The following is a 21,301-nucleotide window of genomic DNA, read 5'->3' as shown; positions in this document are numbered from 1 at the left end:
CAAGGCATACGCCATCGTCTACGATGGCAAAATGGATGATCAGACCCTCATCAATGGCCTACTCGCAAAGCGCGAGGAATTGCAGCGTGAGAACGCGGAACTTCGCGAGCGCATGGCGATCCTCGCCAACGACATAGAGGCCCTAGACAGGGTGCTCGATACCTGCGGCTACAAGGGCGATCTGGTGGGCTCCACGCCCCGCGCAGCCCGCATCGTCCTGTTCTACCGCAACGAGCTTCGGGATTACCTCTTGGCCGAGCTACGCAAGGCAGAGGGCCCTTTGACGGCCCGCCAGTTGGCGATGCTCGTGTGCCAGACGGAAGGGAAGGACAGCCGGGATCGGCGGCTACTGACGGACGTGACCCGTCGCGTCGGCTGCGCGCTCAGGAAGATGCGCGCGAGCCGGATGGTGGAGGGGGAGCGGACGCAGGCGGGGCAGTTGTGGCAAGCAGTTATGACAAGTGTAACATCAACTACGTCTTAGGCCGATAATCATGAGGATCAAGGCATGCGTCGTAAAAGGCCTTGTCCATCTTAATCCAATTGGTCTTGTCAATTCCACGTTTGCTTGATGCCGTAGGGCTCGTAGGATATGCGCAAGCAACAATAATGTTGCGCCCCTGTTCTTTTCCAATATCTTTTACTTCCTGAGCCAATTCAGATAAATCTTGATCTTGACTGTAAATTACCGCAACATCGTACTGAAATTTTCTGGCAGTTGATACCACATCGAGAGCCAAGCGTACATCAATGCCTTTTTCGTGGGCGGTAGTGACAGTCTTGACGCTCCCGTCAGGTTGTTCAACATCCTCCTTTTGATATCGCACCGGCCGGGTTGTTACGACGACGCCAGCTCGCTTCATGGCAAGAACGCGATTGGACCAATAGCCGCTCCACATAGGCGACTCAGCTACGCTGGGCGTTCCAGTGTAGAAGCGGATCAGGTTAGGCACCCAACCCTGTTGCGCGCAGATGGCCGCATGAAGTTTGGAGACATCATAGTTCGGATGGTAATATCCAAACGCCTCTTTCGCGTGGCGAAAAAGGTTCTGTCCGTCGAAGAATGCCATGGCGTACAGGGGCTTCGCCTGCGCGTCGGCTTCGGACATGTTTTCTCATGTATAAATTAAAACCCCGCCGGGGACCGCGAGCGGCCAGGTCCGGCGGGGGGCTAGTTCGAGAGATTAGATGGGCGGGGAATTCCTGGCTGTCAACGGGCGTTTGAGACATAGAGCGGCAGGCCATCGCTCAAAGCGTGCCCGAACTGGGCAGAAAGTGGCTCGCCTGCAATCACTTAAGCTCCGCTGTGTCGCTGTGGCATCAAATCACAGCTTCGTGCCGCTGCCAGTAGCCCTTCCAATCCCGGCTAACGCCCGACGCCATCGCCAGCCGGATTACGCCTGAGTAGGCAGCACCATTCGGAAGGCGGCGGTTGTCCTCCTTCCATGCGGCCTCGGTGGCGTACTGGTGGAGGTAGCGGGCCGTGACGAAGTGGTGCTGGCCGCTCACCATGCGACGCAGGCGGGCGAAGTAGCTCTCGGCTTGGTTCGTGTTAGCGCCGTCCGCCGAGTACGCCTCAGAGTGATTGATGCGGCCGGCATCGGGGAACTTGGCCTCAAGCTCGTCCCAGTGGGTCGCCTCGTCGGCATAGACCTTGGAGCCGTGCACAACGTGCGCCTCGGCCAGCTTCACGCCCTCGGCCTCCTTCTTGGCCACAAAGGTCAGTGTGCGGCCCTTGCGCTGGCGCATGACAATGACGACGCGGCGGCCATCCGACAGGTTGGCCTTGAGGCGGCGATCCTTGCGGTCCTCCTTGCGGTTCTCAGGGCGCACGATGCCGCCGAAGTAGGCGCCGTCGATCTCGACCTCGCCGGAGAGCGTGGCGTCCTTCGTCTCAAGCGACAGGGCCTCGCGCAGCTTGTGAGCGAGCACGAAGGCCGTCTTGTAGGACACGTCCAGATCGCGGCCGAGCTGAAGCGCCGAGAGGCCCTTTACCGCGTTCACGAAGATGGCCACGGCTCCGCACAGGTCCATGAACGACAGCTTGCGGCTGGCGAAGATGGTCCCGCTGGTCACGCTGAACTGCGTGCCGCAGCCGGCGCATTTGAAGCGACGGCGGGTCGTGATGTTGTAGTGGTCCAGGCAGCCGCACTTCGGGCACACGGGCTCGCCATCCGTCTCAGGCCAACGAAGGCGCCGGAAGGTTGCGTAGGCCGCGTCCTCGCCACCCTTGTAGATCGCCTTGAGCGAGAGGGTGCGAGCGGCTGAGGACAGGAGGAAGTGGGAGGGCATTGCCATCGTCTTGCGTGCTTATGCATCGCATATGATGGCATGCCGGCCCTATGGTCAAGCGAAATCGCATCGCATATGATGGCATGCGCCATTGCATGGGATGCATCATGTCTGAGGGAACCGAAGAGGCTTGGGATGCGCGAGTTAAGGGTATCCTCAAGGCCGAGCTAAAGCGGAAGGGCGTGACCTACGCGCAGCTCGTCGAAAAGTTAGCAGCCATTGGCGTCAAAGAAACCGAGCCCAATATCCGCAACAAGCTCGCGCGCGGAAAGTTTACGGCCGTCTTTTTTTTACAATGTCTTGAGGCAATAGGCGTTGATTACGTAAGCATTAGATAGTCACCTTATATCTAATCCATTTTGAGCCCCACATGCGCCCCACATGATCCGCCACCTGTCACAAACCCTCCGCCCAATATGCTCGTGGTATTCAATGAAAATGCGACCCCATTCTCGAAGAAAACACCCGTAAATCTTATCGTTTTTTCGTTGGCAAAATATGCGCTGAAAATTATATTCCCGCCTGTGTCCAATACCTCAATGTTGTGTAGATCCTTGCGCGGAACCATGGTAGCAAATTGAGGGGGAACAAAGACTTCGTTTTTGGTCACGCGGACCATCAGTTTCCCATCTCGATTGTGAACGTCGAATGAGACGAGTGGATAGCCGTCAGGCCCAACATCGACCAAGATTGCTGCCTTCCCTTTGATTTCAACTGCCGTGTATGGGAATGTGGTGGCTCCATAGCTCGTTGAACCAAGGATAACATTTACAAAGCCATCACCGCGACATGCCCCTTTTAAACTATAGTCTCCTGCGGGCAGCAAAGGTGCAGGATTTTGGGAAAGCCTCTGCTTTCTCTCTTGCGCCTCTCGCCAAGATTTTTGCTCAAGCAATTCATTTGCTGTTTCGCGCAAGCGATTACGGACTTCTTTTAGATCGCCGGCCAGTTTTATTTCCCTGTCAGCGCGCTGCTGGTCTTCATCTTGCTTGGTCAAAGCCTGATTGTAAACAAAAACTCCTATTGCGCCAAAGGCAAGCAACACACCAGCAAGATAAACTGCTCTAACCCAAATAGGTTTATTGAGAGATATTATAAAGGTAAACGCCAAGAGCGTTCCGAGCGCAATCTGAGCAATGGCGATATTCATATCGCCGCTCGACGAAATTGCGCTGGTTGCGCACCCGAAAACGAGAGCGAACGCGCCACCAGCGAGGCCGCCTCGCAGCCCCGCTCGGGAACCAATGCTTCCAAAGCGTCGGGCTGCCACGCCCAGCAGCCGCTTAAATATCTGCGGTTTGATAACTGCAGACGGATCTTGCTTGGCGACTTGAGGATCAACCGGAGTCGGATGACCGCTCGTAGCATCGGGCGCAGATCGGGTGCGCGCTTTCTCTCGCCGCTGCCTGCGCTTCGACATGCGATCCGTGCCCGCGCCAGATCGGCAGCCTTGTGGCTGCCACCTGCGGGATAGCTCATTTCTGCTAAGCTAGACAATGAACTGCCGCTCGCAAAAACCAAGCGTGCATCGCCTATGATTGCAAATAGCAACGCATGCGACGGCATCCGCCATCGCCCTGGTGCATTTGCTCCATAAGGCCGCATTTCCGCACTCGCGTGCTGCGGGAACTGCACGGCTGGGATGCCTGGAACGTCACGGAGGACGCCGATCTCGGCATCCGCCTCGCCCGGGCCGGGTACGAGGTCGGCGACCTCGCGAGCGGGACGATCGAGGAGGCACCGGTCCGCTGGCGGGCCTGGATCCGCCAGCGGGTGCGCTGGATCAAGGGCTTCCTGCAGACGAGCCTGACCCATGGCCGGACGCCGATCGCCACGATCCGCCAGCTCGGCCTCCTGCGCGGCCTCGCGGTGCTCGCCCTCGTGCCCGGCACCGTCCTCTCGGCGCTGCTCTACCCGCCCTACCTCGTGCTGACGCTGCGCGACCTGCTGCTGCGGGAGGTGCCGGCGGAACCGAGCTTCTGGGCCAACCTGCCCCAGGGCCTCGCCATCACCCTGTTCTGCAGCGGCCTCGCCGCCCTGACGCTGCCCGCGGCGCTCGGCTGCCTGCGCCGGGGCTGGCGCGACCTGATCCCGTTCGTGCCGGCGCTGCCGCTGTACTTCTGCTGCGTCGGTCTGGCGGCGTGGCTCGCGGTGATCGAGCTGGTCCGCGCCCCGAACCGCTGGAACAAGACCGAGCACGGGCTGGCGCGCAGCTCGCGCAGCGGCCTGCTGCGGCCGGGCGGGCGCTGACCGGTCCGGGGATCCGCCTGCGGATCCCCGTTCCATGCGCTCTCAGACGCGTGCTCAGATGCGCTTGGCGAGCTCCGCGGCGGTCTCGTCGGCCGGGCGCATCAGATTGAGGGCGCCGAGGAAGCGGTTCTGCCCGTCCATCACGTAGACGAGGGCGGTGTGCTCCATGGTGTAGTCGCCGTCCTTGGCCGGGACCTTGCGGCTGTACGCGCGGTAGCCCTTCACGGCGGCGGCGACCTGCTCGGGGCTGCCGGTCAAGCCGACGATGCGCGGATCGAAGCTCGACAGATAGGTCTTGAGGCTCTGCGGCGTGTCGCGCTCCGGGTCCACGCTGATGAAGGCGACCTTCATCGCCCGGGCTTTCGGCCCGAGCGCCGCCATCACGTCCGAGATCTGCTGGAGCGTGGTCGGGCAGACGTCCGGGCAGTGGGTGAAGCCGAAGAAGACGAGATGCGTGGCGCCCGCGAAGTCCCGCTCGGTGACGGTCTTGCCGTCCTGGTCGACGAGGGTGAACGGTCCGCCGACGCCGGCCACCGCCTGGGGCGCGCGCTCGGGCATCAGGGTGAACACGGCCGCCCCGGCGATGCCGACGAGGCCGAGGCTGAAGGCGATGAGGGGCACGAGGGCGCGTCGCATGACATCGGCACCGGTCAGCGCGCTGGCGCGCGGGAGCGCCGCAACAGCACGGGACGCGCCGCGAGGCAACCCGGCACGACGCCGCCCGGGCCGGCACAGGCCGGGCCGCGCTCTGCGCCGATCCGCGATGGGGCGCCGTCCGGGATCGCGGAACGCGGCGCCGCGGAGAGCCGGGCGACGGCCTGGCCGCCGCTCTTGTCCGTGCGGGGACGGAAGCCGGGTCTCAGGCCGGGACGCAGCGGCCGTAATCGTCGGTGACGCGGACGATGTCGTTCTCGTCGAGCAGCGCGCCGTACTGAACCTCGATGAAGACCAGCTCGGTCTCCCCGGCGTTGCGGATCCGGTGCGTCGCGTTCAGCGGGATGTGGGTATGGTCGCCATCGGTCAGCGCGGTGATCTGCCCATCGATCTCGACCTCGGCCTGGCCGCTGACAACAGTCCAGTGCTCGGCCCGATGATGATGATACTGCAGCGAGAGCCGCTGTCCGGGAGCGACGGTGATGCGCTTGACCGTATAGCCCGCGCCAGTCGCCAGAACTTCCCAGGTTCCCCACGGTCTCTGATCGCGTTCTCCCGCCTGATAACGGACTGCTTTCGCGTCCGAGAACGATTGGGCAGGAGGAATCACTGTCATCGTCTTTCCCTGTCTCGAGTAGCCGCAATATTGTTCCCGATTCCCCGCTGAATGTCTGTGGCTTCCGCGTCACAGCTGCCGCAGTGCAACATGGCGAGACCGTGACGACCTGGGGTCCGAAAGGGAGCTTTGAACCTTGAGCGTAGCTGCGCGTTGGCACCGCGCAGGAGTTGATCAATGCCGAACGGTCTCTGGGTCCATCTGTGTGAGACATCGCGCGAGCTGACCTGGGTCGGCTCAGGCGAGTGCTGCAACTGGTGCGACGTGAAGGAGCTTCGCTGCGACGCCGTCGCGGACGAGGATTTCGCCTCGGCCTCCGAGATCTTGGTTTCGGACGAGCGCCGCCTTGACTGGCGCCCCGGCGGGCGCTGATCGGCTGCGGCCCGTCCTGGGCGTCTGCGCGAACTGACGGCGCCTGCTCCGTAAGGCCTCTGAATACCCGGCCGGTGCGCCTGTCGCCCCGCCGATCAGCCCTGGCGCAGCGCGATGGCGGCGTCCTCTCGGGTCGCGGACCCGACGCCGCCTCCCGTCCGGGACGCCGCGTCGGGCATGCCCGCCCGCCCCGGCCCTGGAAAGCGGTCGCGGCCGCGCTTAGATCGTCGGGATGCGCGAGCCCGCCGACCTTTCGACCCCGGCTCGGTCCGGACGGTGCCGGACCGCCGGCCGATCCGGTCGGGATCGTCGGGTACGCGCGCGGCTCGATCCGGCTGGAGTTCGATGACGACCTTCTCTCCCCGCGAAATCGTCTCCGAGCTCGATCGCTTCATCGTCGGGCAGCACGAGGCCAAGCGCGCGGTGGCGATCGCGCTGCGCAACCGCTGGCGCCGACAGCAGCTCGAAGGGCCGCTGCGCGAGGAGGTCGCGCCCAAGAACATCCTGATGATCGGCCCCACGGGCTGCGGCAAGACCGAGATTGCCCGCCGGCTCGCGCGGCTGGCCGGTGCGCCCTTCCTCAAGGTCGAGGCGACCAAGTTCACCGAGGTCGGCTATGTCGGCCGCGACGTCGAGCAGATCGTGCGCGATCTCGTCGAGGTGGCGATCGGGCTGACCCGCGCCGAGAAGCGCAAGACCGTGAAGGCCAAGGCCGAGGCGGCGGCCGAGGGACGCATCCTCGACGCCCTCGTCGGCCCGACCGCGAGCCAGGCCACCCGGGACAGTTTCCGCAAGAAGCTGCGCAACGGCGAGCTCGACGACAAGGAGGTTGAGCTCGAACTCGCGGGCGGCTCTCCATCGGGCCTACCGATGTTCGAGATCCCCGGCATGCCCGGCGCCTCCATGGGGGCGATCAACATCGGCGACGTGCTCGGCAAGGCGCTCGGCGCCCAGCGCGGCAAGCCGCGCCGCATCACCGTGCGCGACGCGCACGCGCCGCTGCTCGCCGAGGAGAGCGACAAGCTCGTGGACGACGACGCGCTCGTGCGCGAGGCGATCCGCGAGGTCGAGAACAACGGCATCGTCTTCCTCGACGAGATCGACAAGATCTGCGCCCGCGAGGGCCGCGCCTCCGGCGACGTCTCCCGCGAGGGCGTGCAGCGCGACCTGCTGCCGCTGATCGAGGGCACCACGGTGGCGACCAAGCACGGCCCGGTGAAGACGGATCACGTGCTGTTCATCGCCTCCGGCGCCTTCCACGTCTCGAAGCCCTCCGACCTTCTGCCCGAGCTGCAGGGCCGCCTGCCGATCCGGGTGGAGCTGCAGCCGCTGACGGTGGAGGATTTCAAGCAGATCCTGACCGCGACCGAGGCGAGCCTGATCAAGCAGACGGTGGCGCTGATGCGGACCGAGGGCGTCACCCTCGACTTCTCGGAGGATGCGATCGACGCGCTGGCCCGCGTCGCCGTCGAGGTCAACGGCTCGGTGGAGAATATCGGGGCCCGCCGCCTCCAGACCGTGCTGGAGCGGGTGATCGACGAGATCTCCTTCACGGCGACCGACCGCGCCGGCGAGACGGTGCCGATCGACGCCGAATACGTGCGCGCCCGGGTGGAGAGCCTCGCGGCCAACGCCGACCTCAGCCGGTTCATCCTGTAGCGGCGTGCCTGCTCCGCCCCCCTCCGGCGCGCTGCTCCCGGTCCTGGCCCTCGTCGCCGGCATGGTCTCGCTGCAGAGCGGGGCGGCCATCGCCAAGGGGCTGTTCCCGCAGGTCGGCGCGGCCGGCGTCTCGGCCCTGCGCGTCGGGTTCTCGGCGCTGATCCTCGTCGCGGTCTGGCGGCCCTGGCGGCGTAGCCTGCCGCCGCGCGAGGGCGGGTTCATCGCCGTCTACGGCGCGGCCCTCGGGACCATGAACCTGATGTTCTACCTCGCGCTCCGCACCATCCCGCTCGGGCCGGCCGTGGCGATCGAGTTCACCGGACCCCTCGCCGTCGCCCTCTCCGCCTCGCGCCGTCCGGCCGATCTGCTCTGGATCGCTCTCGCGGTGGCGGGGCTCGCCCTGCTGCTGCCCTTCGGCGGGACCGGGGAGGCGGCGGGACTCGATCCCGCGGGCGTCGCCTTCGCCCTCGGCGCCGGGCTGGCCTGGGCGCTCTACATCCTGGCGGGCCAGCGCGCCGGGCGGCACGACGGCGGGCAGGCGGTGTCGCTCGGCATGCTCGCGGCCGCGATCCTGGTCGCGCCCTTCGGTCTGGCGGAAGCGGGTCCTGCCCTGTTCGCCCCCGGAATCCTGGCGGCCGGGCTCGCCGTCGCGCTCCTGTCGAGCGCCCTGCCCTATTCCCTGGAGATGTTCGCCCTGCGCCGCCTCGACCGGCAGGCCTTCGGCGTCCTGATGAGCCTGGAGCCGGCGATCGCCGCGCTCGCGGCCCTCGCGCTCCTCGACGAGCGCCTCGGGCCGCCGCAATGGCTCGCGATCCTCTGCATCATCGCGGCCTCGGCCGGCGTCACGGCCGGTTCCCGCCGCCGCAAGCAGGCCCCCACCCCCTGACCTCAGCGCATGGGTGGATGCTGCGCTGCACATGCGCGGGCGGCAATGCGCCTGGAACCCATTGTTAACAATGAACTATGAGATCCAGGCACGATGCCGCAGTGCAAAATATCCGCCCTCGGTTAGGAATTTTGAACTATAAATCCGGAGCTTCTCGGCGGGCGCCGTGTTGGTCAGTCACGAAACCCAATCGATCCTGTCGTTCGACGGGACATCATCCGAACAGGCCGCTGCAACCCAGGTGCATCGCGCATCTGGATTGCCGTTGCCGGATCGGACAGCGTGAAGGAACGACCATGACCCATCGTACCCGCTTCGTCGCTGGCCTCGCCCTGGCCCTCGGCCTCGCCGCCTCGCCGAGCTTAGCGCAGACGTTCGACACCGACAGCGCCAGCTACAATCGCGACGGCACGCTGAACGTTTGGGGCGCCCACATCACGCCCACCTCGCCCCGCGGCGGCCTGCTTGGCGGCGTGACCGGCCTCGTCGGCGGCGTGGTCGGCGGCACCGTCGGCGCGGCCGACGACATCGTGACGGGCTCGATCGCGCCGCGCCGCGCCGGCCCCGCGACGGGTTACGGCTACGGCTACTGAGACCCGCGTCGATTCGGGCGGATCGCTGGATCCGTCACGGGTCGTAGCCCCTGATACAGGGCTGTCGATGGCGGGGCGCCGAGCCCCGCCATTGTCATGAGAAGCCGTCGCACGCCGGATGCTGGGCCCCGGACCAGGCCGGACGCCGGATGTTCGGGAATGCCTTCCGCCGCGGCGGTCTGGCGTCAGACGAAATAGGTGATCGTCGCCGCAACGGTGGTCACCGCGGTCGCAGCCGCGATGACGCCCGGGGAGAACAAGAGCGAGCGCCGCAATGCCGTCGGCGCATCGGGCCACCCGAATGCTTCGCCGGCAGCGCGCTCCGCACGCACGAGGCTGGCGTGGCGGGTGAGGGCGTCGGGCTTGCTCATCGCATCGGGCTCCCGAGTCTGGCCCCGTCTCAGGTCTCCGACCCCGGAGAAACGGCAGAGCTTAGCTTGCAAGATAACGTACGGCGTTCGCGCCGGTTCCCGGACGCGAGCCGGGATGCGAGCCATCGTATCCGCGCGATGCTGTAGAGGACGTTGACGACGATCCGGCGACGGCCGAGACGCGCACGAGGCGTCGGCCCTGCCCGGCCGTTGCCGCTCCCCTGCCCGATCAGGCCTTCTTAACCAACCCCGTCCCATGTCATGGAACGGTCTCCGCGACGGAGGGCCCCGAGTGCGAACCGGGCCCTGCGCCGCGATAACCCCTTTCTGTTTCCGGTTTGTTCCGGTACGGTAAGAGGATGAAGGCGCATGCAGCACGGTCTCGTTCCCAGGCGGCTCCCTCTGCCGCCAAGCCCCGATCGCGGAGCGCTCGCGTGAGCGACCCCGCACGCGATCTCTTCGTCGGGGCCAAGCCGTCGATCGACGGCAGACCCGCGCCCGACCGGCGCAAGCTCATAGACGGCGTCGCCGCGGCGCCGATCGCCGCCGTGCAGGCTGCCGAATCCGGCTACGACGCCTCCGACATCGAGGTGCTGGAGGGACTGGAGCCGGTCCGACGCCGGCCCGGCATGTATATCGGCGGCACCGACGAGCGGGCGCTGCACCATCTCTTCGCCGAGGTGATCGACAACTCGATGGACGAGGCGGTGGCCGGCCACGCGAGCTTCATCGAGGTGGAGCTCGAGGAATCGGGCGCTCTCGTCGTCACCGACAACGGCCGCGGGATCCCGGTCGACCCGCACCCGAAATTTCCCGGCAAATCGGCGCTCGAGGTCATCATGACCACGCTGCACGCCGGCGGTAAGTTCGACTCGAAGGTCTACGAGACCTCCGGCGGCCTGCACGGCGTCGGCATCTCGGTGGTGAACGCCCTCTCGGACCTCCTCGAGGTCGAGGTCGCCCGCAACCAGACGCTCTATCGCCAATCCTTCTCCCGCGGCCTGCCGCTGGGCGCCCTGGAGCCCGTCGGCCGGGTGCAGAACCGGCGCGGGACGCGGGTGCGCTTCCACCCCGACGCCCAGATCTTCGGCGCGCTGCGCTTCGACCCGCGTCGCCTGTTCAAGATGGCGCGCTCGAAGGCCTACCTGTTCGGCGGCGTCGAGATCCGCTGGCGCTGCGCCCCCGCCCTGCTGGAGGGCGTCGAGGACGTGCCGGCCGAGGCGGTGCACCGCTTCCCCGGGGGCCTGCGCGACTATCTCGCCCGCGACATCGCCGGCAAGGAGCTCGTCACCGATGCGATCTTCTCCGGCAAGGTGACGAAGCCGGGCTCGCACGGCTCCCTCGAATGGGCGGTCGCCTGGATGGTGACGGAGGACGGCGTCTCGGCCTCCTATTGCAACACCATCCCGACGCCGGAGGGCGGCACCCACGAGGCCGGCCTGCGCGTCGCTCTGCTGCGGGCGTTGCGCGAGCATGCCGAGCGGGTGAACCAAGCCAAGCGCATGAATGCCGTCACCACCGACGACGTGATGGCGACCTGCGCGTCGATGCTCTCGGTCTTCATCCGCGAGCCCGAGTTCCAAGGCCAGACCAAGGACAAGCTCGCCACCGTCGAGGCCTCGCGCATCGTCGAGACGGCGATCCGCGACGCCTTCGACCATTGGCTCGCCGCCTCCCCGGCCCAGGCCAACAAGCTCCTCGATTGGGTGATCGACCGGGCCGAGGAGCGCCTGCGCCGCCGCCAGGAGAAGGAGGTCGCCCGCAAGAGCGCGACGCGCAAGCTGCGGCTGCCGGGCAAGCTCGCGGATTGCTCGGCCGCCGGCACCGCCGGCTCCGAGATCTTCATCGTCGAGGGCGATTCGGCCGGCGGCTCGGCCAAGCAGGCCCGCGACCGGGCCACCCAGGCGATCCTGCCGCTGCGCGGCAAGATCCTGAACGTCGCCTCGGCGAGCCGCGACAAGCTCGGCGCCAACCAGCTGATCGGCGACCTGACCCTCGCCCTCGGCTGCGGCACCGGGGCGAACTTCCGCGAGGCGGACCTGCGCTACGACAAGGTGATCATCATGACGGACGCCGACGTCGACGGCGCCCACATCGCTTCCCTGCTGATCACCTTCTTCTACCGGCAGATGCCCAAGCTGATCGACCGCGGGCACCTCTACCTCGCGGTGCCCCCGCTCTACCGGCTGCAGCAGGGCACCAAGACCGCCTACGCCCGGGACGACGCCCACAAGGAGCAGCTGATCAAGACCCTGTTCAAGAACGGCAAGGTCGAGATCGGGCGGTTCAAGGGCCTGGGCGAGATGATGCCGGCCCAGCTCAAGGAAACCACGATGGACCCCAAGAAGCGCATCCTGCTGCGCGTCGCGGTCCTGGACGAGGCGCGGGAATCGACGGGCGACACGGTGGATCGCCTGATGGGCAACAAGCCCGAAGCCCGCTTCGCCTTCATCAGCGAGCGCGCCGCCTTCGCCGAAGGCGCCGACCTCGACATCTGAACCGGCCGGTAGGACCGAGGCGGAGGCCGCCTCGGCGAGCGGCGCCCCGTTCCGCTCCCCCGCCAAGATCGGTCGTGCCCGGTGCGAGGTCGGTCCCGCGCCCGCGGATCGGGATGTGGGGTCGGTGTTCGGGGCCGATTGCCCCGACCGGGAGCCGCAGGAGCGGCACCTTGCCGTCGCCGGCTTGTCCTCGATGGACGAGCGATCGCTGTGCCCTCCAGGGATACGTCCGGCCCGGCGGCCTCGCCGCGAGCGGGCGGGCGACCGCCTCACGCAACTGCCCCTGATCGTCGGGCCGCTTGATCGGCGAGGCTCGGACGAGGTCCGCGCGACGGGGGCCGGGCTCAGGGCCGCGCGGCTCGCTTGAACGCGAAAAGCCCGGCCTTTCGGCCGGGCTTCCCACTGGCTTTGCTGGGTTCGGGCGGGCCGGAGGCCCTCCCGGATCGGGTCTTAGTACGAGCCGAACTTGTAGTTGATGCCGGCGCGGACGACGGCGAACTCGGTGTCGTTGCGGCGGTTGCCGCCCGAGACGACGCCGACGCCGAGGCTGTTCACGCCGACCTGGGTCCCGGCCGCGTTGACGCCGAAGACGCCGTTGTTGCGGTTGCCCTGGTCGAGGTTGACGTAGAGGCCTTCGACCTTGAGCGTCACGGCCGAGGAACGGAAGAAGTTCAGGAAGGAGTCGGTGGGGAGCGCGTACTCGACGCCGCCGCCGGCGGCCCAGCCGGTCTGGAAGCTGTCGGTGCTGGCGTTCGGCAGGCCGAACTGGCGCCCGCCGCCCGAGCCGTAGGCGAAGCCGCCGGTGCCGTACACGAGGGTGCGGTCGAAGGCGTAGCCGAGGCGACCGCGGACGGTGCCGAAGTAGTCGAGGCTGGAGATGCCGTTCGGGTTGAAGATCAGGGCGCCGGGGGCGACCGTGGCGCCGGCGGGGGCCAGCGAGTAGGTGTTACGGCTGCGGCCGAAATCGACGTACTGGGCGTCGGCCTCGATGCCCACCACCACGCCCGAGCCCGGGGTGAACTGGTAGTTGTAGCCGATCTGGCCGCCGCCGACGAAGCCGTCGCTCGAGCGGTCGCTCGGGAAGGCGATCAGGTTGGGGCCGGCAGCCGTGGTCAGGCCGTAGGAGCCCGGCACGGCGACGAGCGTGCCGTTGCGGTTGTCGTTGGTGCCGAAGCCGTAGCCCGCGTTGAAACCGGCGTAGAAGCCCGTCCAGGTGAAGACCGGCACCGGCTGGAACACCGGCGGCGGAGCCGCGCGGCGCGGAAGGTCGGCCGCGGAGGCGGCGACGGTCATGCCGGCGAGAACGGTCGATGCAAGGAGAAGCTTGTTCATTGTGTCTTGGTGTCCTGGGTCCTGTTTGGCAAAGCCGGGCCGCTTGTAGGTGCTGGGGGCCTGCGGGTCTGTCGCTTTCCTGCAACAAGCCGGGGTAGATAAAATCCGAGCTGTCAACGAAAGGTGAAAGTCACCGCGCGCGCGGCGGCAGTTCCGTCTTGATGTGCTGTGGCGCACATCAAGATCTCGCCGCCGATACAGCGGGGCTTTCAGGCGCTCGAGCCGCCGAAATGCGGCAGAACCTTGGCGGGTCCGGCTGGATCACCGGAACGACATTTCCCGCCCGCTCATGGGGAGGCTCCGAGGTGGTGTTTTATTGCCGGTCCGCGCCTGCGCGCGTCCAGCGATGGGACTTGCGGCGGCGCCCGTCTTAAGGGGACGCTAACCGCGATCCGGGATGCTCGCGGCAAGGCTGCTGCGAGGGCGTGGGGTGCAGGATCAGGATCTCGACGCCGGGCGCCCGCGCCGAACGGCGATCGTCTGGGCGCTGAAGGTGGCGGCCGCCACGGTCGTCGGCGCCTTCGCCCTGACCCGGCACCTCGCGGGCGTCGCGCCGGAGGAGCGCGCCGGCCCGACCCGGATCGTGTCTCAGCTCTCCGGGCCCGGCTTCATCGAACCCGAGACCACCGGCGCGCTCGGTCCGCGGCGCGAGACGGCCAACGCCGTCCGTCTCGATCCCTGCGCGACGCACGGATTGCGCGGCGGCACGGCGGTTCGCTGACCGGAGGTCCGCGCCGCAAACCTGTTCAGAACGGGGCGCACCCCGCCGGTCCAGATTGACAAGCGGCGGTAGGGCTCTAAGTGTCCCGCACAACCGCGTGCATGCCGGACCCGAGGCCAGGGTTCTGCCGCGACAGACTGAAGCCGCTACGGTCCGGCCGCGATCGGCTCTTCAGCCGTCGCCGCGACCATCCCCTCCGCGCCGGCCGGTCCGATCCCGCGCGCAACGGTACCCGTATCGAATGCCCTTCTCCGACCTCGGATTGAGCGACAAGGTCCTGCAGGCGGTCACCACGGCCGGCTACACCGAGCCGACCCCGATCCAGGCCCAGGCCATCCCCCACGTGCTGGCCCGGCGCGACGTTCTCGGAATCGCCCAGACCGGGACCGGCAAGACGGCGGCGTTCACGCTGCCGATGCTGACCCTTCTGGAGAACGGGCGCGCCCGCGCCCGCATGCCCCGGACGCTGATCCTCGAGCCGACCCGCGAGCTCGCCGCGCAGGTCGAGGAGAATTTCGAGCGCTACGGCACCAACCACAAGCTCAACGTCGCGCTGATCATCGGCGGCGTTTCCTTCGCCGACCAGGACGCCAAGCTGACCCGCGGCACCGACGTGCTGATCGCGACGCCCGGCCGCCTGCTCGACCATTTCGAGCGCGGCAAGCTGCTGCTGACCGGCGTCGAGCTTCTCGTCATCGACGAGGCGGACCGGATGCTCGACATGGGGTTCATCCCCGACATCGAGCGCATCGTGAAGATGGTGCCCTTCACGCGCCAGACCCTGTTCTTCTCGGCCACCATGCCGCCCGAGATCGAGCGGCTGGCCGACATGTTCCTGCACAACCCGCAGCGCATCGAGGTGGCCCGGGCCGCCTCCACCGCCGACACCATCGTGCAGCGCCTCGTGGCCGTGGGTGCCGAGGGCCACGCCAAGCGCGACCGCCTGCGCCGGCTGATCCGCGGCGAGGCGGATCTCAAGAACGGCATCATCTTCTGCAACCGCAAGCGCGACGTCGCCCTGCTGCAGAAATCCCTGGTGAGCCACGGCTTCGACGCCGCGGCGCTCCACGGCGACATGGATCAGCGCGCCCGCACCACCGCCCTCGACGCCTTCCGCAACGGCGAGACCGCCCTGCTGGTGGCGAGCGACGTCGCCGCCCGCGGGCTGGACATTCCGGCGGTCAGCCACGTCTTCAACTTCGACGTGCCGCACCATCCGGAGGATTACGTCCACCGGATCGGACGCACCGGCCGGGCCGGCCGGGCCGGGCACGCCTTCACCCTGGTGAGCCGCGCCGACAGCCGCTCGCTCCAGGCGATCGAGAGTCTGATCGGCAAGCCGATCCCGTGGCTCGACGGGGATCTCGCGGCGGTCCCCGAGGAGGGCGACGCCGAGCCGGAGGCCCGCACCCGGCACCGCGGCACCCGTTCGACCGGGACCGAGCGCCGCAGCCGCGCCAAGCCGGCCGGCGAGGGCCGCGGAAAATCCTCCGACGGGGCCCGGACCAAGCCCGCTGGCGAGACCGCCGCTAAGCCTCCGCGGGAGGCACGCGCCAGATCGGCCGATGAGGGTCGCGACGAGCGCGCCGGATCCCCGGAGGGCCGCCCGCGGTCCTCGGAGGGGCGTGTCAGGTCCGAAGCGCGCGCCAAGTCCGGCGACGGGCGTGCCAGATCCGGCGAGGGCCGGTCCGGGGCTGCGGACGACGCGCCGCGGGAGGCGCGCCCGCCGCGCGCGGCCGGTCCGCGGGAGCGCGATCCGGCGCCGCGCGAGACGGCCTCCGCCCTGCGCGAGGACCGGTCCTCGAACCGCCGTCGCGACCGGGATCCCGACGGCGAGACGCCGGTCGGTCTCGGCGCCCATGTCCCGGCGTTCCTGCTGCGCCCGGCCGCGGTCAAGAAGGCCAAATGACCGGGCTGGGTCGGGCCCGGCGCGAGCCGGCCTGATCTGAGGTTTCAGCGCCCTGAACAGTCTTTGTCCCTCAGCGTCGCAACATCTGGACAGATTGTGCGAGGTTTGAGGCCAGGAATCGCCGGCCGGCGGCCGCCCCGACTTAACGCTCCGTCCACGACTTGTGCTTAGAGTGCCGCAGGGTCGCGCACCGTCATCGGCGCCGATCGGAGCCGAGCGCAAGGTCCTAGGATGAGTCAGGCGCAGAACGCGGATCGGGATCGGAGCTTCGCCCTCGCACAACGGGTGCAGGATCTGATCCGGGATTACGGACCGTCGGCGACGCCGCGCGCCTACGGCGTCTGGTACGCCTACGTGGCCGGCGACAAGCCCCTGCTCAACGACGCCGTCAAGCGGCTGATCGCGCAGAATCGCAGCCTGACGGAGGCGGATACCGACGCGCTGCACGAGCAATATCTCGCCGACGGCCGTCTCGCGATCGTCGCGGGCGAGACCAGCGCCACGATGCTCAGCGAGATCGCCAGCTTCATGGAGATGCTCGACCTCTCCGTCGGCTCCGCGGCCCAGTTCGGGGAATCGCTGCGCGTCCTCACCCAGAACCTGTCTCTGGCCTCGCTGACCCGCGAACAGATGCGCGAGATCGTCGGCGGCCTCGTCTCGACCACGCGGGAGGTCGCGGCGACCAACCGGGTCCTTGAGGCGCGCATGCGCGAGAGCCGCGCCGAGATCGAGGTGCTGCGCGAGACCCTGGAGGCCACGCGGATCGAGAGCCTCACCGATCCGCTGACCGGGTTGTCGAACCGCAAGCACTTCGAGGCGATGCTCGAGGCCGCCGTCGAGAGTGCCGCGCGCACGGGCGCGCCCTCGAGCCTGATCGTGCTCGACATCGATTTCTTCAAGCGCTTCAACGATCTCTACGGCCACCTGACGGGCGACCAGGTGCTGCGCCTGGTGGCCGTGGTGATGCGCGAGACTGCCGGCGGCGGCGCCACGTTGTCGCGCTTCGGCGGCGAGGAGTTCAGCATCGTCCTGCCGGGTCGCGACGGCGCCGCGGCGCGCGCCATCGCCGAGCAGGTCCGGATCAGCGTGATGGGCCGCGACCTGATCAAGCGCTCGACCGGCGAGTCGCTCGGCAAGGTCACGATCTCGGTGGGCGTCGCGGTCTGCCGGCCCGGCGACACGGCCGTGTCGATGCTGGAGCGGGCCGATCTCTGCATGTTCGCGGCCAAGCGCGCCGGCCGCAACCGCACCATCGACGATACGGTGCCGGCCTCCGTGCTCCAGGACGTCGCCTGATCGGGCGCGCGCGAGGCGCGCCGATCCCGCGACCGGCCGGCGGTGCTAGGCCGGGGCGTGCAGGCGCTCGGGGTTCACCGGCGTGATGGCGACGGACTCGCCGCACCCGCAGGCCGAAGTCTGGTTCGGGTTGTTGAACACGAATTGCGAGGCGAGCTTCGAGGTCTGGAAGTCCATCTCGGTGCCCAGCAGGAACAGCAGCGCCTTCGGATCGACGAACACCGTCACGCCCTTGTCCTCGACCATGTCCTCGCCGGGATTGCGCCCCTCGGCGTATTCCATCGTGTAGGACATTCCGGCGCAGCCGCCGTTCTTCACGCCGACCCGGAGGCCCGCGAGCGGCTTCTCCGCATCGGCTAGGATCGCCTTGATCCGGTCCGCTGCCGCGTCGGTCAGCGAGATCACTTTGAAACCTGCCATCACTTCTCTCCTGCGGCCGGGTTCAAGGCCCGGGCGGACGAGTCCCTATACACGGCAAAAGATAAGCATCCGTCCTGCGCGGGTCCACTGTCCCGCGCGCACGGCGGAGGCGCCGTCGACAGGGGCGGCCCCTGCCTGCGGACGACGCCGACGGCCGCGCGGCCGGCCCTCGGCGGCACCGGCCGGACGGACCGGTCCCGCCCGCGGGGCTACCACATGTCCAGGGCGACGCGGGCCTCGTCCGACATCCGGCTCTGGTCCCACGGCGGATCGAACACCATCGTGACGCTGCAGGATTGCACGCCCGGCACCGCCGAGACCGCGTTCTCGACCCAGCCCGGCATCTCGCCGGCCACCGGGCAGCCCGGCGCGGTCAGCGTCATGTCGATCGCCACCGCCCGGTCGTCGGCGATGTCGACCTTGTAGATCAGGCCGAGCTCGTAGATGTCGGCCGGGATCTCGGGATCGTAGACCGACTTCAGGGCCGCGACGATGTCGTCGGTCAGGCGGTCGAGCTCGGCCGGGGGGATGGCCGAGGCCGCCGCGACGGCCGGGGTGTTGGCACCTCCGGTGATGGCTGCGTCCGTACTCATTGAGTCCTCCTCCGGCCCCGCTGCGCGGTGCCGAGCATCCGGTGACGTCGGTTCAGGCGAACAGCATCTCGGCCCTGGCCAGGGCCGCGGCCAGCGCGTCGATCTCGGCCTTCGTATTATACAACCCGAACGAGGCGCGGCAGGTCGACGTCACGCCGAAGCGGTTGAGCAGCGGCATGGCGCAGTGTGTGCCCGCCCGCACGGCCACGCCCTGCCGGTCGATCACCGTGGCGATATCGTGGGCATGCGCCCCCTTCACCTCGAAGCTGATCACCCCGCCCTTGCCCTTGGCGGTGCCGATCATCCGGATCGCGTTCATCGCGCCGAGCCGCTCCTGCGCGTAGGCGGTGAGCCCCGCCTCGTGCGCCGCGATCCGCTCGCGTCCGAGCCGCATCATGTACTCGAGCGCCGCGCCGAGGCCCACCGCCTCGACGATCGCCGGCGTGCCGGCCTCGAAGCGGTGCGGCGGGTCGTTGTAGGTGATCGCGTCCTCGCTGACGGTGCGGATCATCTCGCCGCCGCCCTGGTAGGGCGGCAGCCGCTCCAGCCATTCCTTCTTGCCGTAGAGCACGCCGATCCCGGTCGGCCCGTAGACCTTGTGGCCGGTGAAGACGAAGAAGTCGCAATCGAGCGCCTTCACGTCCACGGGCTGATGCACCGCGCTCTGGGCTCCGTCGAGCAGCACCGGCACGCCGTGGGCGTGGGCGATCCGCACGATCTCGGCGGCGGGCGTCACCGTGCCCAGCACGTTCGACATGTGGGTGATCGCCACCATCTTGGTGCGGGGCGAGAACAGCTTCTCGTATTCCTCGACGAGGAAATTGCCCTCGTCGTCGACCGGCGCCCACTTGATCACGGCTCCGCGCCGCTCGCGCAGGAAGTGCCAGGGCACGATGTTGGAATGGTGCTCCATGATCGAGAGGATGATCTCGTCCCCCTCCCCGATCATCCCGGCCCAGCCCATGCTGGAGGCCACGAGGTTGTAGGCCTCGGTGGCGTTGCGGGTGAAGATGATCTCCTCGGTGGAGCCCGCGTTGAGGAACTGGCGCGTGGTCTCGCGCGCGCCCTCGAACCCCTCGGTGGCGGCGTTGGCCATGTAGTGCAGGCCGCGGTGGACGTTGGCGTAGCCGGTCTCCATGCAGGCGACCATCGCGTCGATCACGGGCTTCGGCTTCTGCGCCGAGGCCGCGTTGTCGAGATAGACCAGCGGCTTGCCGTAGACGGTCTGCGACAGGATCGGGAAATCCCCGCGGACCGCCTCGACGTCGTAGGGCGTGTTGAGGACGGGTGCGTTCATCGGGTCACGCTCGCGGTTCGCCCTCCCCCTCGGCGGGGGGAGGATGGCCCCTGCCTCATGCAGGGGTGGGTCGGGACGAAGTCCCACGGAGAGGGGAGCGACGGTGCGGGGCGAGGCTGGGCCTGCACCCCGCTCCGCACGAATCTGAAGCGGTGTCCCCTTGCCCGCCTCACTGCGTTCGGCACCCCTCCCCGCAGGGGGGAGGGGCTCGCCGGATCAGCCCCGCGCCGCCAGCCAGGCCTCGATCTCGCCGATCAGCGCGGCGCGCGCGCCCTCGTGCGTGACCGATTCCACCGCCTCGCCGACGAAGGCCTGGACGAGCAGGCTCTCGGCGACGGTGCGGGGCAGGCCGCGGGCCATGAGGTAGAACAGGAGGTCCTCGTCCGGCGCGCCGCAGGTGGCGCCGTGGCCGCAGGCGACGTCGTCGGCGAAGATCTCGAGCTCGGGCTTGTTCATCATCTGCCCCTCGTCGGTGAGGAGGAGGCAGTCCGATTTCATCTTGCCGTCGGTCTTCTGCGCGATCTGCCGGACGATGATCTTGCCCTGGAACACGCCGGTGGCGTCCCCGTCGATCACCGTCTTGAACATCTCGCGGCCGACGCCGCCGACCGCGGCGTGGTCGGCCAGCAGCGTCGAATCGGCGAGCTGGCCGTTGCCGAGCATCGCCGCGCCGTTGACCACCGCGTTCACGTCGTCGCCCGCCACGTGCAGGTAGATCTGGTGGCGGGACAGCACGGCGCCGGTGACGAGGTTCACCGTCTCCAGCTGCGCCTCGGCCTCGAGCCGTACCGAGAGGGTGGAGAGCGCGATCGCCGCCTTGCCCTCGATGTTCAGACGGGTGTGGCGGAAGACGGCGCCCGGGCCGACGATGACATCGAGGGCGTCGTTGGGCTGGTAGGACACGCCGTCCGGTCCCTCGTGGCTCTCCAGCAGCGGGAACTCGGCGCCCGCCCCGAGATCGACCAGCACGCGGGTCGCCGTCGAGAAGGCCTGATCGCCCGTGCCGACGAAGCGCAGGTGCAGCGGCCGCTCGACCTTGGCGCCGGCCTCGACACTGATCAGCGCGCCGTCGGCGAGGAAGGCGGTGTTGAGCTGGTAGATCGGGTTCTCGCGGACCTGCGGGACCGGCGCCAGCTTCTTCAGGCCGGGATGGTTGCCCGAGAGCGCGGCGTTCAGCGGCGTCACGGTGACGCCCGCGGGCAGCCTGTCGAGATCGGACAGGGCCTGCACGAGGTGGCCGTTGACGAAGGTCAGGCGCGCGGCCTCGATGCCGGCGAAGCCGCGGGCGCTCTCGGAGGCCGCCTTGGCGACGTCGGCGGCGGGCGCCTCGGCCGGCGGGGCGGCTTCCTGGATCGCGGCGCGCAGGTCCGTGTACTTGAAGGCCTCGACGCGGCGGCTCGGCAGGCCGGTGGCCTCGAAGAAGCGGAACGCCTCCTCGCGGCTGATGGCCTCCTCGGTGGCGAAGCCCTTGCGGGCGGCCTCGAACAGGCTCGACAGGCCGGCCTCGGCGGGGGAGCGGAGGTTGGTGACGTCGGCCATGAC

22 protein-coding genes are annotated in these 21,301 nt (G+C 68.1%); 11 read left to right on the top strand and 11 right to left on the bottom strand.

Annotation, left to right across the window (positions count from 1 at the left end):
• Positions 1–31 precede the first annotated feature (31 nt).
• Positions 32–484: a hypothetical protein gene (locus tag ACS5RC_RS12965; RefSeq protein WP_478344271.1), complete on the top strand. Its 453-nt coding sequence runs from the start codon at positions 32–34 to the stop codon at positions 482–484.
• Here the strand turns inward: ACS5RC_RS12965 and ACS5RC_RS12960 are convergent.
• Positions 474–1,109 carry an NYN domain-containing protein gene (locus ACS5RC_RS12960; protein WP_478344270.1) on the bottom strand — a complete coding sequence of 212 codons (636 nt, stop codon included), beginning with the start codon at positions 1,107–1,109 and terminating at the stop codon, positions 474–476. The two genes, ACS5RC_RS12965 and ACS5RC_RS12960, sit on opposite strands and share 11 nt — an antisense overlap.
• Before the next feature lie 211 nt (positions 1,110–1,320).
• Positions 1,321–2,292, bottom strand: coding sequence for an IS1595 family transposase (locus tag ACS5RC_RS12955; protein ID WP_478344269.1), 972 nt, complete (start codon positions 2,290–2,292; stop codon positions 1,321–1,323).
• A gap of 107 nt (positions 2,293–2,399) precedes the next feature.
• Between ACS5RC_RS12955 and ACS5RC_RS12950 the strand changes: the two genes are divergently transcribed.
• A complete protein-coding gene (locus ACS5RC_RS12950) occupies positions 2,400–2,630 on the top strand; it encodes a DUF6471 domain-containing protein (RefSeq protein ID WP_478344268.1) in 231 nt (76 codons plus the stop codon).
• A gap of 11 nt (positions 2,631–2,641) precedes the next feature.
• Here ACS5RC_RS12950 and ACS5RC_RS12945 read toward each other — a convergent pair whose 3' ends face one another.
• Positions 2,642–3,712: a hypothetical protein gene (locus ACS5RC_RS12945; protein ID WP_478344267.1), complete on the bottom strand. Its 1,071-nt coding sequence runs from the start codon at positions 3,710–3,712 to the stop codon at positions 2,642–2,644.
• Between the two features lie 197 nt (positions 3,713–3,909).
• On the opposite strand from ACS5RC_RS12945, the gene ACS5RC_RS12940 reads away from it, so the two are divergent.
• Positions 3,910–4,542, top strand: coding sequence for a glycosyltransferase family 2 protein (locus tag ACS5RC_RS12940; protein ID WP_478344266.1), 633 nt, complete (start codon positions 3,910–3,912; stop codon positions 4,540–4,542).
• Between the two features lie 54 nt (positions 4,543–4,596).
• Here the strand turns inward: ACS5RC_RS12940 and ACS5RC_RS12935 are convergent, their stop codons facing one another.
• Together ACS5RC_RS12935 and ACS5RC_RS12930 are read right to left on the bottom strand one after the other, a co-directional pair.
• Positions 4,597–5,178 (bottom strand): SCO family protein, encoded by a 582-nt coding sequence (locus ACS5RC_RS12935; protein ID WP_478344265.1) that lies wholly within the window; start codon positions 5,176–5,178, stop codon positions 4,597–4,599.
• 223 nt (positions 5,179–5,401) lie between these two features.
• Positions 5,402–5,812: a phosphomannose isomerase type II C-terminal cupin domain gene (locus tag ACS5RC_RS12930; RefSeq protein WP_478344264.1), complete on the bottom strand. Its 411-nt coding sequence runs from the start codon at positions 5,810–5,812 to the stop codon at positions 5,402–5,404.
• A gap of 177 nt (positions 5,813–5,989) precedes the next feature.
• Between ACS5RC_RS12930 and ACS5RC_RS12925 the strand changes: the two genes are divergently transcribed.
• The 4 genes from ACS5RC_RS12925 (at position 5,990) to ACS5RC_RS12910 (ending at position 9,322) form a co-directional block, all read left to right on the top strand.
• On the top strand, positions 5,990–6,184 hold the full coding sequence (locus ACS5RC_RS12925; RefSeq protein ID WP_478344263.1) for a hypothetical protein: 195 nt from the start codon (positions 5,990–5,992) through the stop codon (positions 6,182–6,184).
• Between the two features lie 345 nt (positions 6,185–6,529).
• Positions 6,530–7,843 (top strand): ATP-dependent protease ATPase subunit HslU, encoded by a 1,314-nt coding sequence (gene hslU, locus ACS5RC_RS12920; protein ID WP_478344262.1) that lies wholly within the window; start codon positions 6,530–6,532, stop codon positions 7,841–7,843.
• A 61-nt stretch (positions 7,844–7,904) separates the two neighbouring features.
• The gene (locus tag ACS5RC_RS12915) at positions 7,905–8,729 is read left to right on the top strand and encodes an EamA family transporter (protein WP_478344362.1); all 825 of its coding nucleotides are present in this window, start codon (positions 7,905–7,907) and stop codon (positions 8,727–8,729) included.
• A 296-nt stretch (positions 8,730–9,025) separates the two neighbouring features.
• Positions 9,026–9,322: a hypothetical protein gene (locus tag ACS5RC_RS12910; protein ID WP_478344261.1), complete on the top strand. Its 297-nt coding sequence runs from the start codon at positions 9,026–9,028 to the stop codon at positions 9,320–9,322.
• 185 nt (positions 9,323–9,507) lie between these two features.
• Here the strand turns inward: ACS5RC_RS12910 and ACS5RC_RS12905 are convergent, their stop codons facing one another.
• Positions 9,508–9,693 (bottom strand): hypothetical protein, encoded by a 186-nt coding sequence (locus ACS5RC_RS12905; protein ID WP_478344260.1) that lies wholly within the window; start codon positions 9,691–9,693, stop codon positions 9,508–9,510.
• A gap of 434 nt (positions 9,694–10,127) precedes the next feature.
• Here ACS5RC_RS12905 and parE point away from each other — a divergent pair, with 434 nt between their 5' ends.
• Positions 10,128–12,191, top strand: coding sequence for a DNA topoisomerase IV subunit B (parE, locus tag ACS5RC_RS12900; protein ID WP_478344259.1), 2,064 nt, complete (start codon positions 10,128–10,130; stop codon positions 12,189–12,191).
• 450 nt (positions 12,192–12,641) lie between these two features.
• Here parE and ACS5RC_RS12895 read toward each other — a convergent pair whose 3' ends face one another.
• Positions 12,642–13,523, bottom strand: a complete 882-nt coding sequence (locus ACS5RC_RS12895; protein WP_478344258.1) for an outer membrane protein — start codon at positions 13,521–13,523, stop codon at positions 12,642–12,644.
• A 397-nt stretch (positions 13,524–13,920) separates the two neighbouring features.
• Here ACS5RC_RS12895 and ACS5RC_RS12890 point away from each other — a divergent pair, with 397 nt between their 5' ends.
• The 3 genes from ACS5RC_RS12890 (at position 13,921) to ACS5RC_RS12880 (ending at position 17,449) form a co-directional block, all read left to right on the top strand.
• Positions 13,921–14,244, top strand: coding sequence for a hypothetical protein (locus ACS5RC_RS12890; RefSeq protein ID WP_478344257.1), 324 nt, complete (start codon positions 13,921–13,923; stop codon positions 14,242–14,244).
• A 241-nt stretch (positions 14,245–14,485) separates the two neighbouring features.
• Positions 14,486–16,153: a DEAD/DEAH box helicase gene (locus tag ACS5RC_RS12885; RefSeq protein ID WP_478344256.1), complete on the top strand. Its 1,668-nt coding sequence runs from the start codon at positions 14,486–14,488 to the stop codon at positions 16,151–16,153.
• 231 nt (positions 16,154–16,384) lie between these two features.
• A complete protein-coding gene (locus ACS5RC_RS12880; protein WP_478344255.1) occupies positions 16,385–17,449 on the top strand; it encodes a GGDEF domain-containing protein in 1,065 nt (354 codons plus the stop codon).
• A 45-nt stretch (positions 17,450–17,494) separates the two neighbouring features.
• On the opposite strand, the gene ACS5RC_RS12875 is transcribed toward ACS5RC_RS12880, so the two are convergent.
• From ACS5RC_RS12875 to ACS5RC_RS12860, 4 genes are all read right to left on the bottom strand, one after another.
• The gene (locus ACS5RC_RS12875; RefSeq protein WP_478344254.1) at positions 17,495–17,869 is read right to left on the bottom strand and encodes a HesB/IscA family protein; all 375 of its coding nucleotides are present in this window, start codon (positions 17,867–17,869) and stop codon (positions 17,495–17,497) included.
• 209 nt (positions 17,870–18,078) lie between these two features.
• Entirely contained in the window at positions 18,079–18,462 is a 384-nt protein-coding gene (locus ACS5RC_RS12870; protein ID WP_478344253.1) for an SUF system Fe-S cluster assembly protein, read from the bottom strand.
• A gap of 52 nt (positions 18,463–18,514) precedes the next feature.
• Positions 18,515–19,759, bottom strand: a complete 1,245-nt coding sequence (locus tag ACS5RC_RS12865) for a cysteine desulfurase (protein WP_478344252.1) — start codon at positions 19,757–19,759, stop codon at positions 18,515–18,517.
• A gap of 216 nt (positions 19,760–19,975) precedes the next feature.
• Positions 19,976–21,298 (bottom strand): SufB/SufD family protein, encoded by a 1,323-nt coding sequence (locus ACS5RC_RS12860; protein WP_478344251.1) that lies wholly within the window; start codon positions 21,296–21,298, stop codon positions 19,976–19,978.
• Positions 21,299–21,301: the final 3 nt, after the last annotated feature.

Source organism: Methylobacterium sp. HJ2 (assembly GCF_056431005.1).
This window is presented reverse-complemented; position numbering and strand designations above follow the sequence as displayed.

Coding starts and splice junctions, on each gene's coding strand:
- ACS5RC_RS12965 (WP_478344271.1), top strand. CDS start 32: ATGGATGATCAGACCCTCATCAATGGCCTACTCGCAAAGCGCGAGGAA.
- ACS5RC_RS12960 (WP_478344270.1), bottom strand. CDS start 1,109: ATGTCCGAAGCCGACGCGCAGGCGAAGCCCCTGTACGCCATGGCATTC.
- ACS5RC_RS12955 (WP_478344269.1), bottom strand. CDS start 2,292: ATGCCCTCCCACTTCCTCCTGTCCTCAGCCGCTCGCACCCTCTCGCTC.
- ACS5RC_RS12950 (WP_478344268.1), top strand. CDS start 2,400: ATGTCTGAGGGAACCGAAGAGGCTTGGGATGCGCGAGTTAAGGGTATC.
- ACS5RC_RS12945 (WP_478344267.1), bottom strand. CDS start 3,712: ATGTCGAAGCGCAGGCAGCGGCGAGAGAAAGCGCGCACCCGATCTGCG.
- ACS5RC_RS12935 (WP_478344265.1), bottom strand. CDS start 5,178: ATGCGACGCGCCCTCGTGCCCCTCATCGCCTTCAGCCTCGGCCTCGTC.
- ACS5RC_RS12930 (WP_478344264.1), bottom strand. CDS start 5,812: ATGACAGTGATTCCTCCTGCCCAATCGTTCTCGGACGCGAAAGCAGTC.
- ACS5RC_RS12925 (WP_478344263.1), top strand. CDS start 5,990: ATGCCGAACGGTCTCTGGGTCCATCTGTGTGAGACATCGCGCGAGCTG.
- hslU (WP_478344262.1), top strand. CDS start 6,530: ATGACGACCTTCTCTCCCCGCGAAATCGTCTCCGAGCTCGATCGCTTC.
- ACS5RC_RS12915 (WP_478344362.1), top strand. CDS start 7,905: ATGGTCTCGCTGCAGAGCGGGGCGGCCATCGCCAAGGGGCTGTTCCCG.
- ACS5RC_RS12910 (WP_478344261.1), top strand. CDS start 9,026: ATGACCCATCGTACCCGCTTCGTCGCTGGCCTCGCCCTGGCCCTCGGC.
- ACS5RC_RS12905 (WP_478344260.1), bottom strand. CDS start 9,693: ATGAGCAAGCCCGACGCCCTCACCCGCCACGCCAGCCTCGTGCGTGCG.
- ACS5RC_RS12895 (WP_478344258.1), bottom strand. CDS start 13,523: ATGAACAAGCTTCTCCTTGCATCGACCGTTCTCGCCGGCATGACCGTC.
- ACS5RC_RS12890 (WP_478344257.1), top strand. CDS start 13,921: ATGCTCGCGGCAAGGCTGCTGCGAGGGCGTGGGGTGCAGGATCAGGAT.
- ACS5RC_RS12885 (WP_478344256.1), top strand. CDS start 14,486: ATGCCCTTCTCCGACCTCGGATTGAGCGACAAGGTCCTGCAGGCGGTC.
- ACS5RC_RS12880 (WP_478344255.1), top strand. CDS start 16,385: ATGAGTCAGGCGCAGAACGCGGATCGGGATCGGAGCTTCGCCCTCGCA.
- ACS5RC_RS12875 (WP_478344254.1), bottom strand. CDS start 17,869: ATGGCAGGTTTCAAAGTGATCTCGCTGACCGACGCGGCAGCGGACCGG.
- ACS5RC_RS12870 (WP_478344253.1), bottom strand. CDS start 18,462: ATGAGTACGGACGCAGCCATCACCGGAGGTGCCAACACCCCGGCCGTC.
- ACS5RC_RS12865 (WP_478344252.1), bottom strand. CDS start 19,759: ATGAACGCACCCGTCCTCAACACGCCCTACGACGTCGAGGCGGTCCGC.
- ACS5RC_RS12860 (WP_478344251.1), bottom strand. CDS start 21,298: ATGGCCGACGTCACCAACCTCCGCTCCCCCGCCGAGGCCGGCCTGTCG.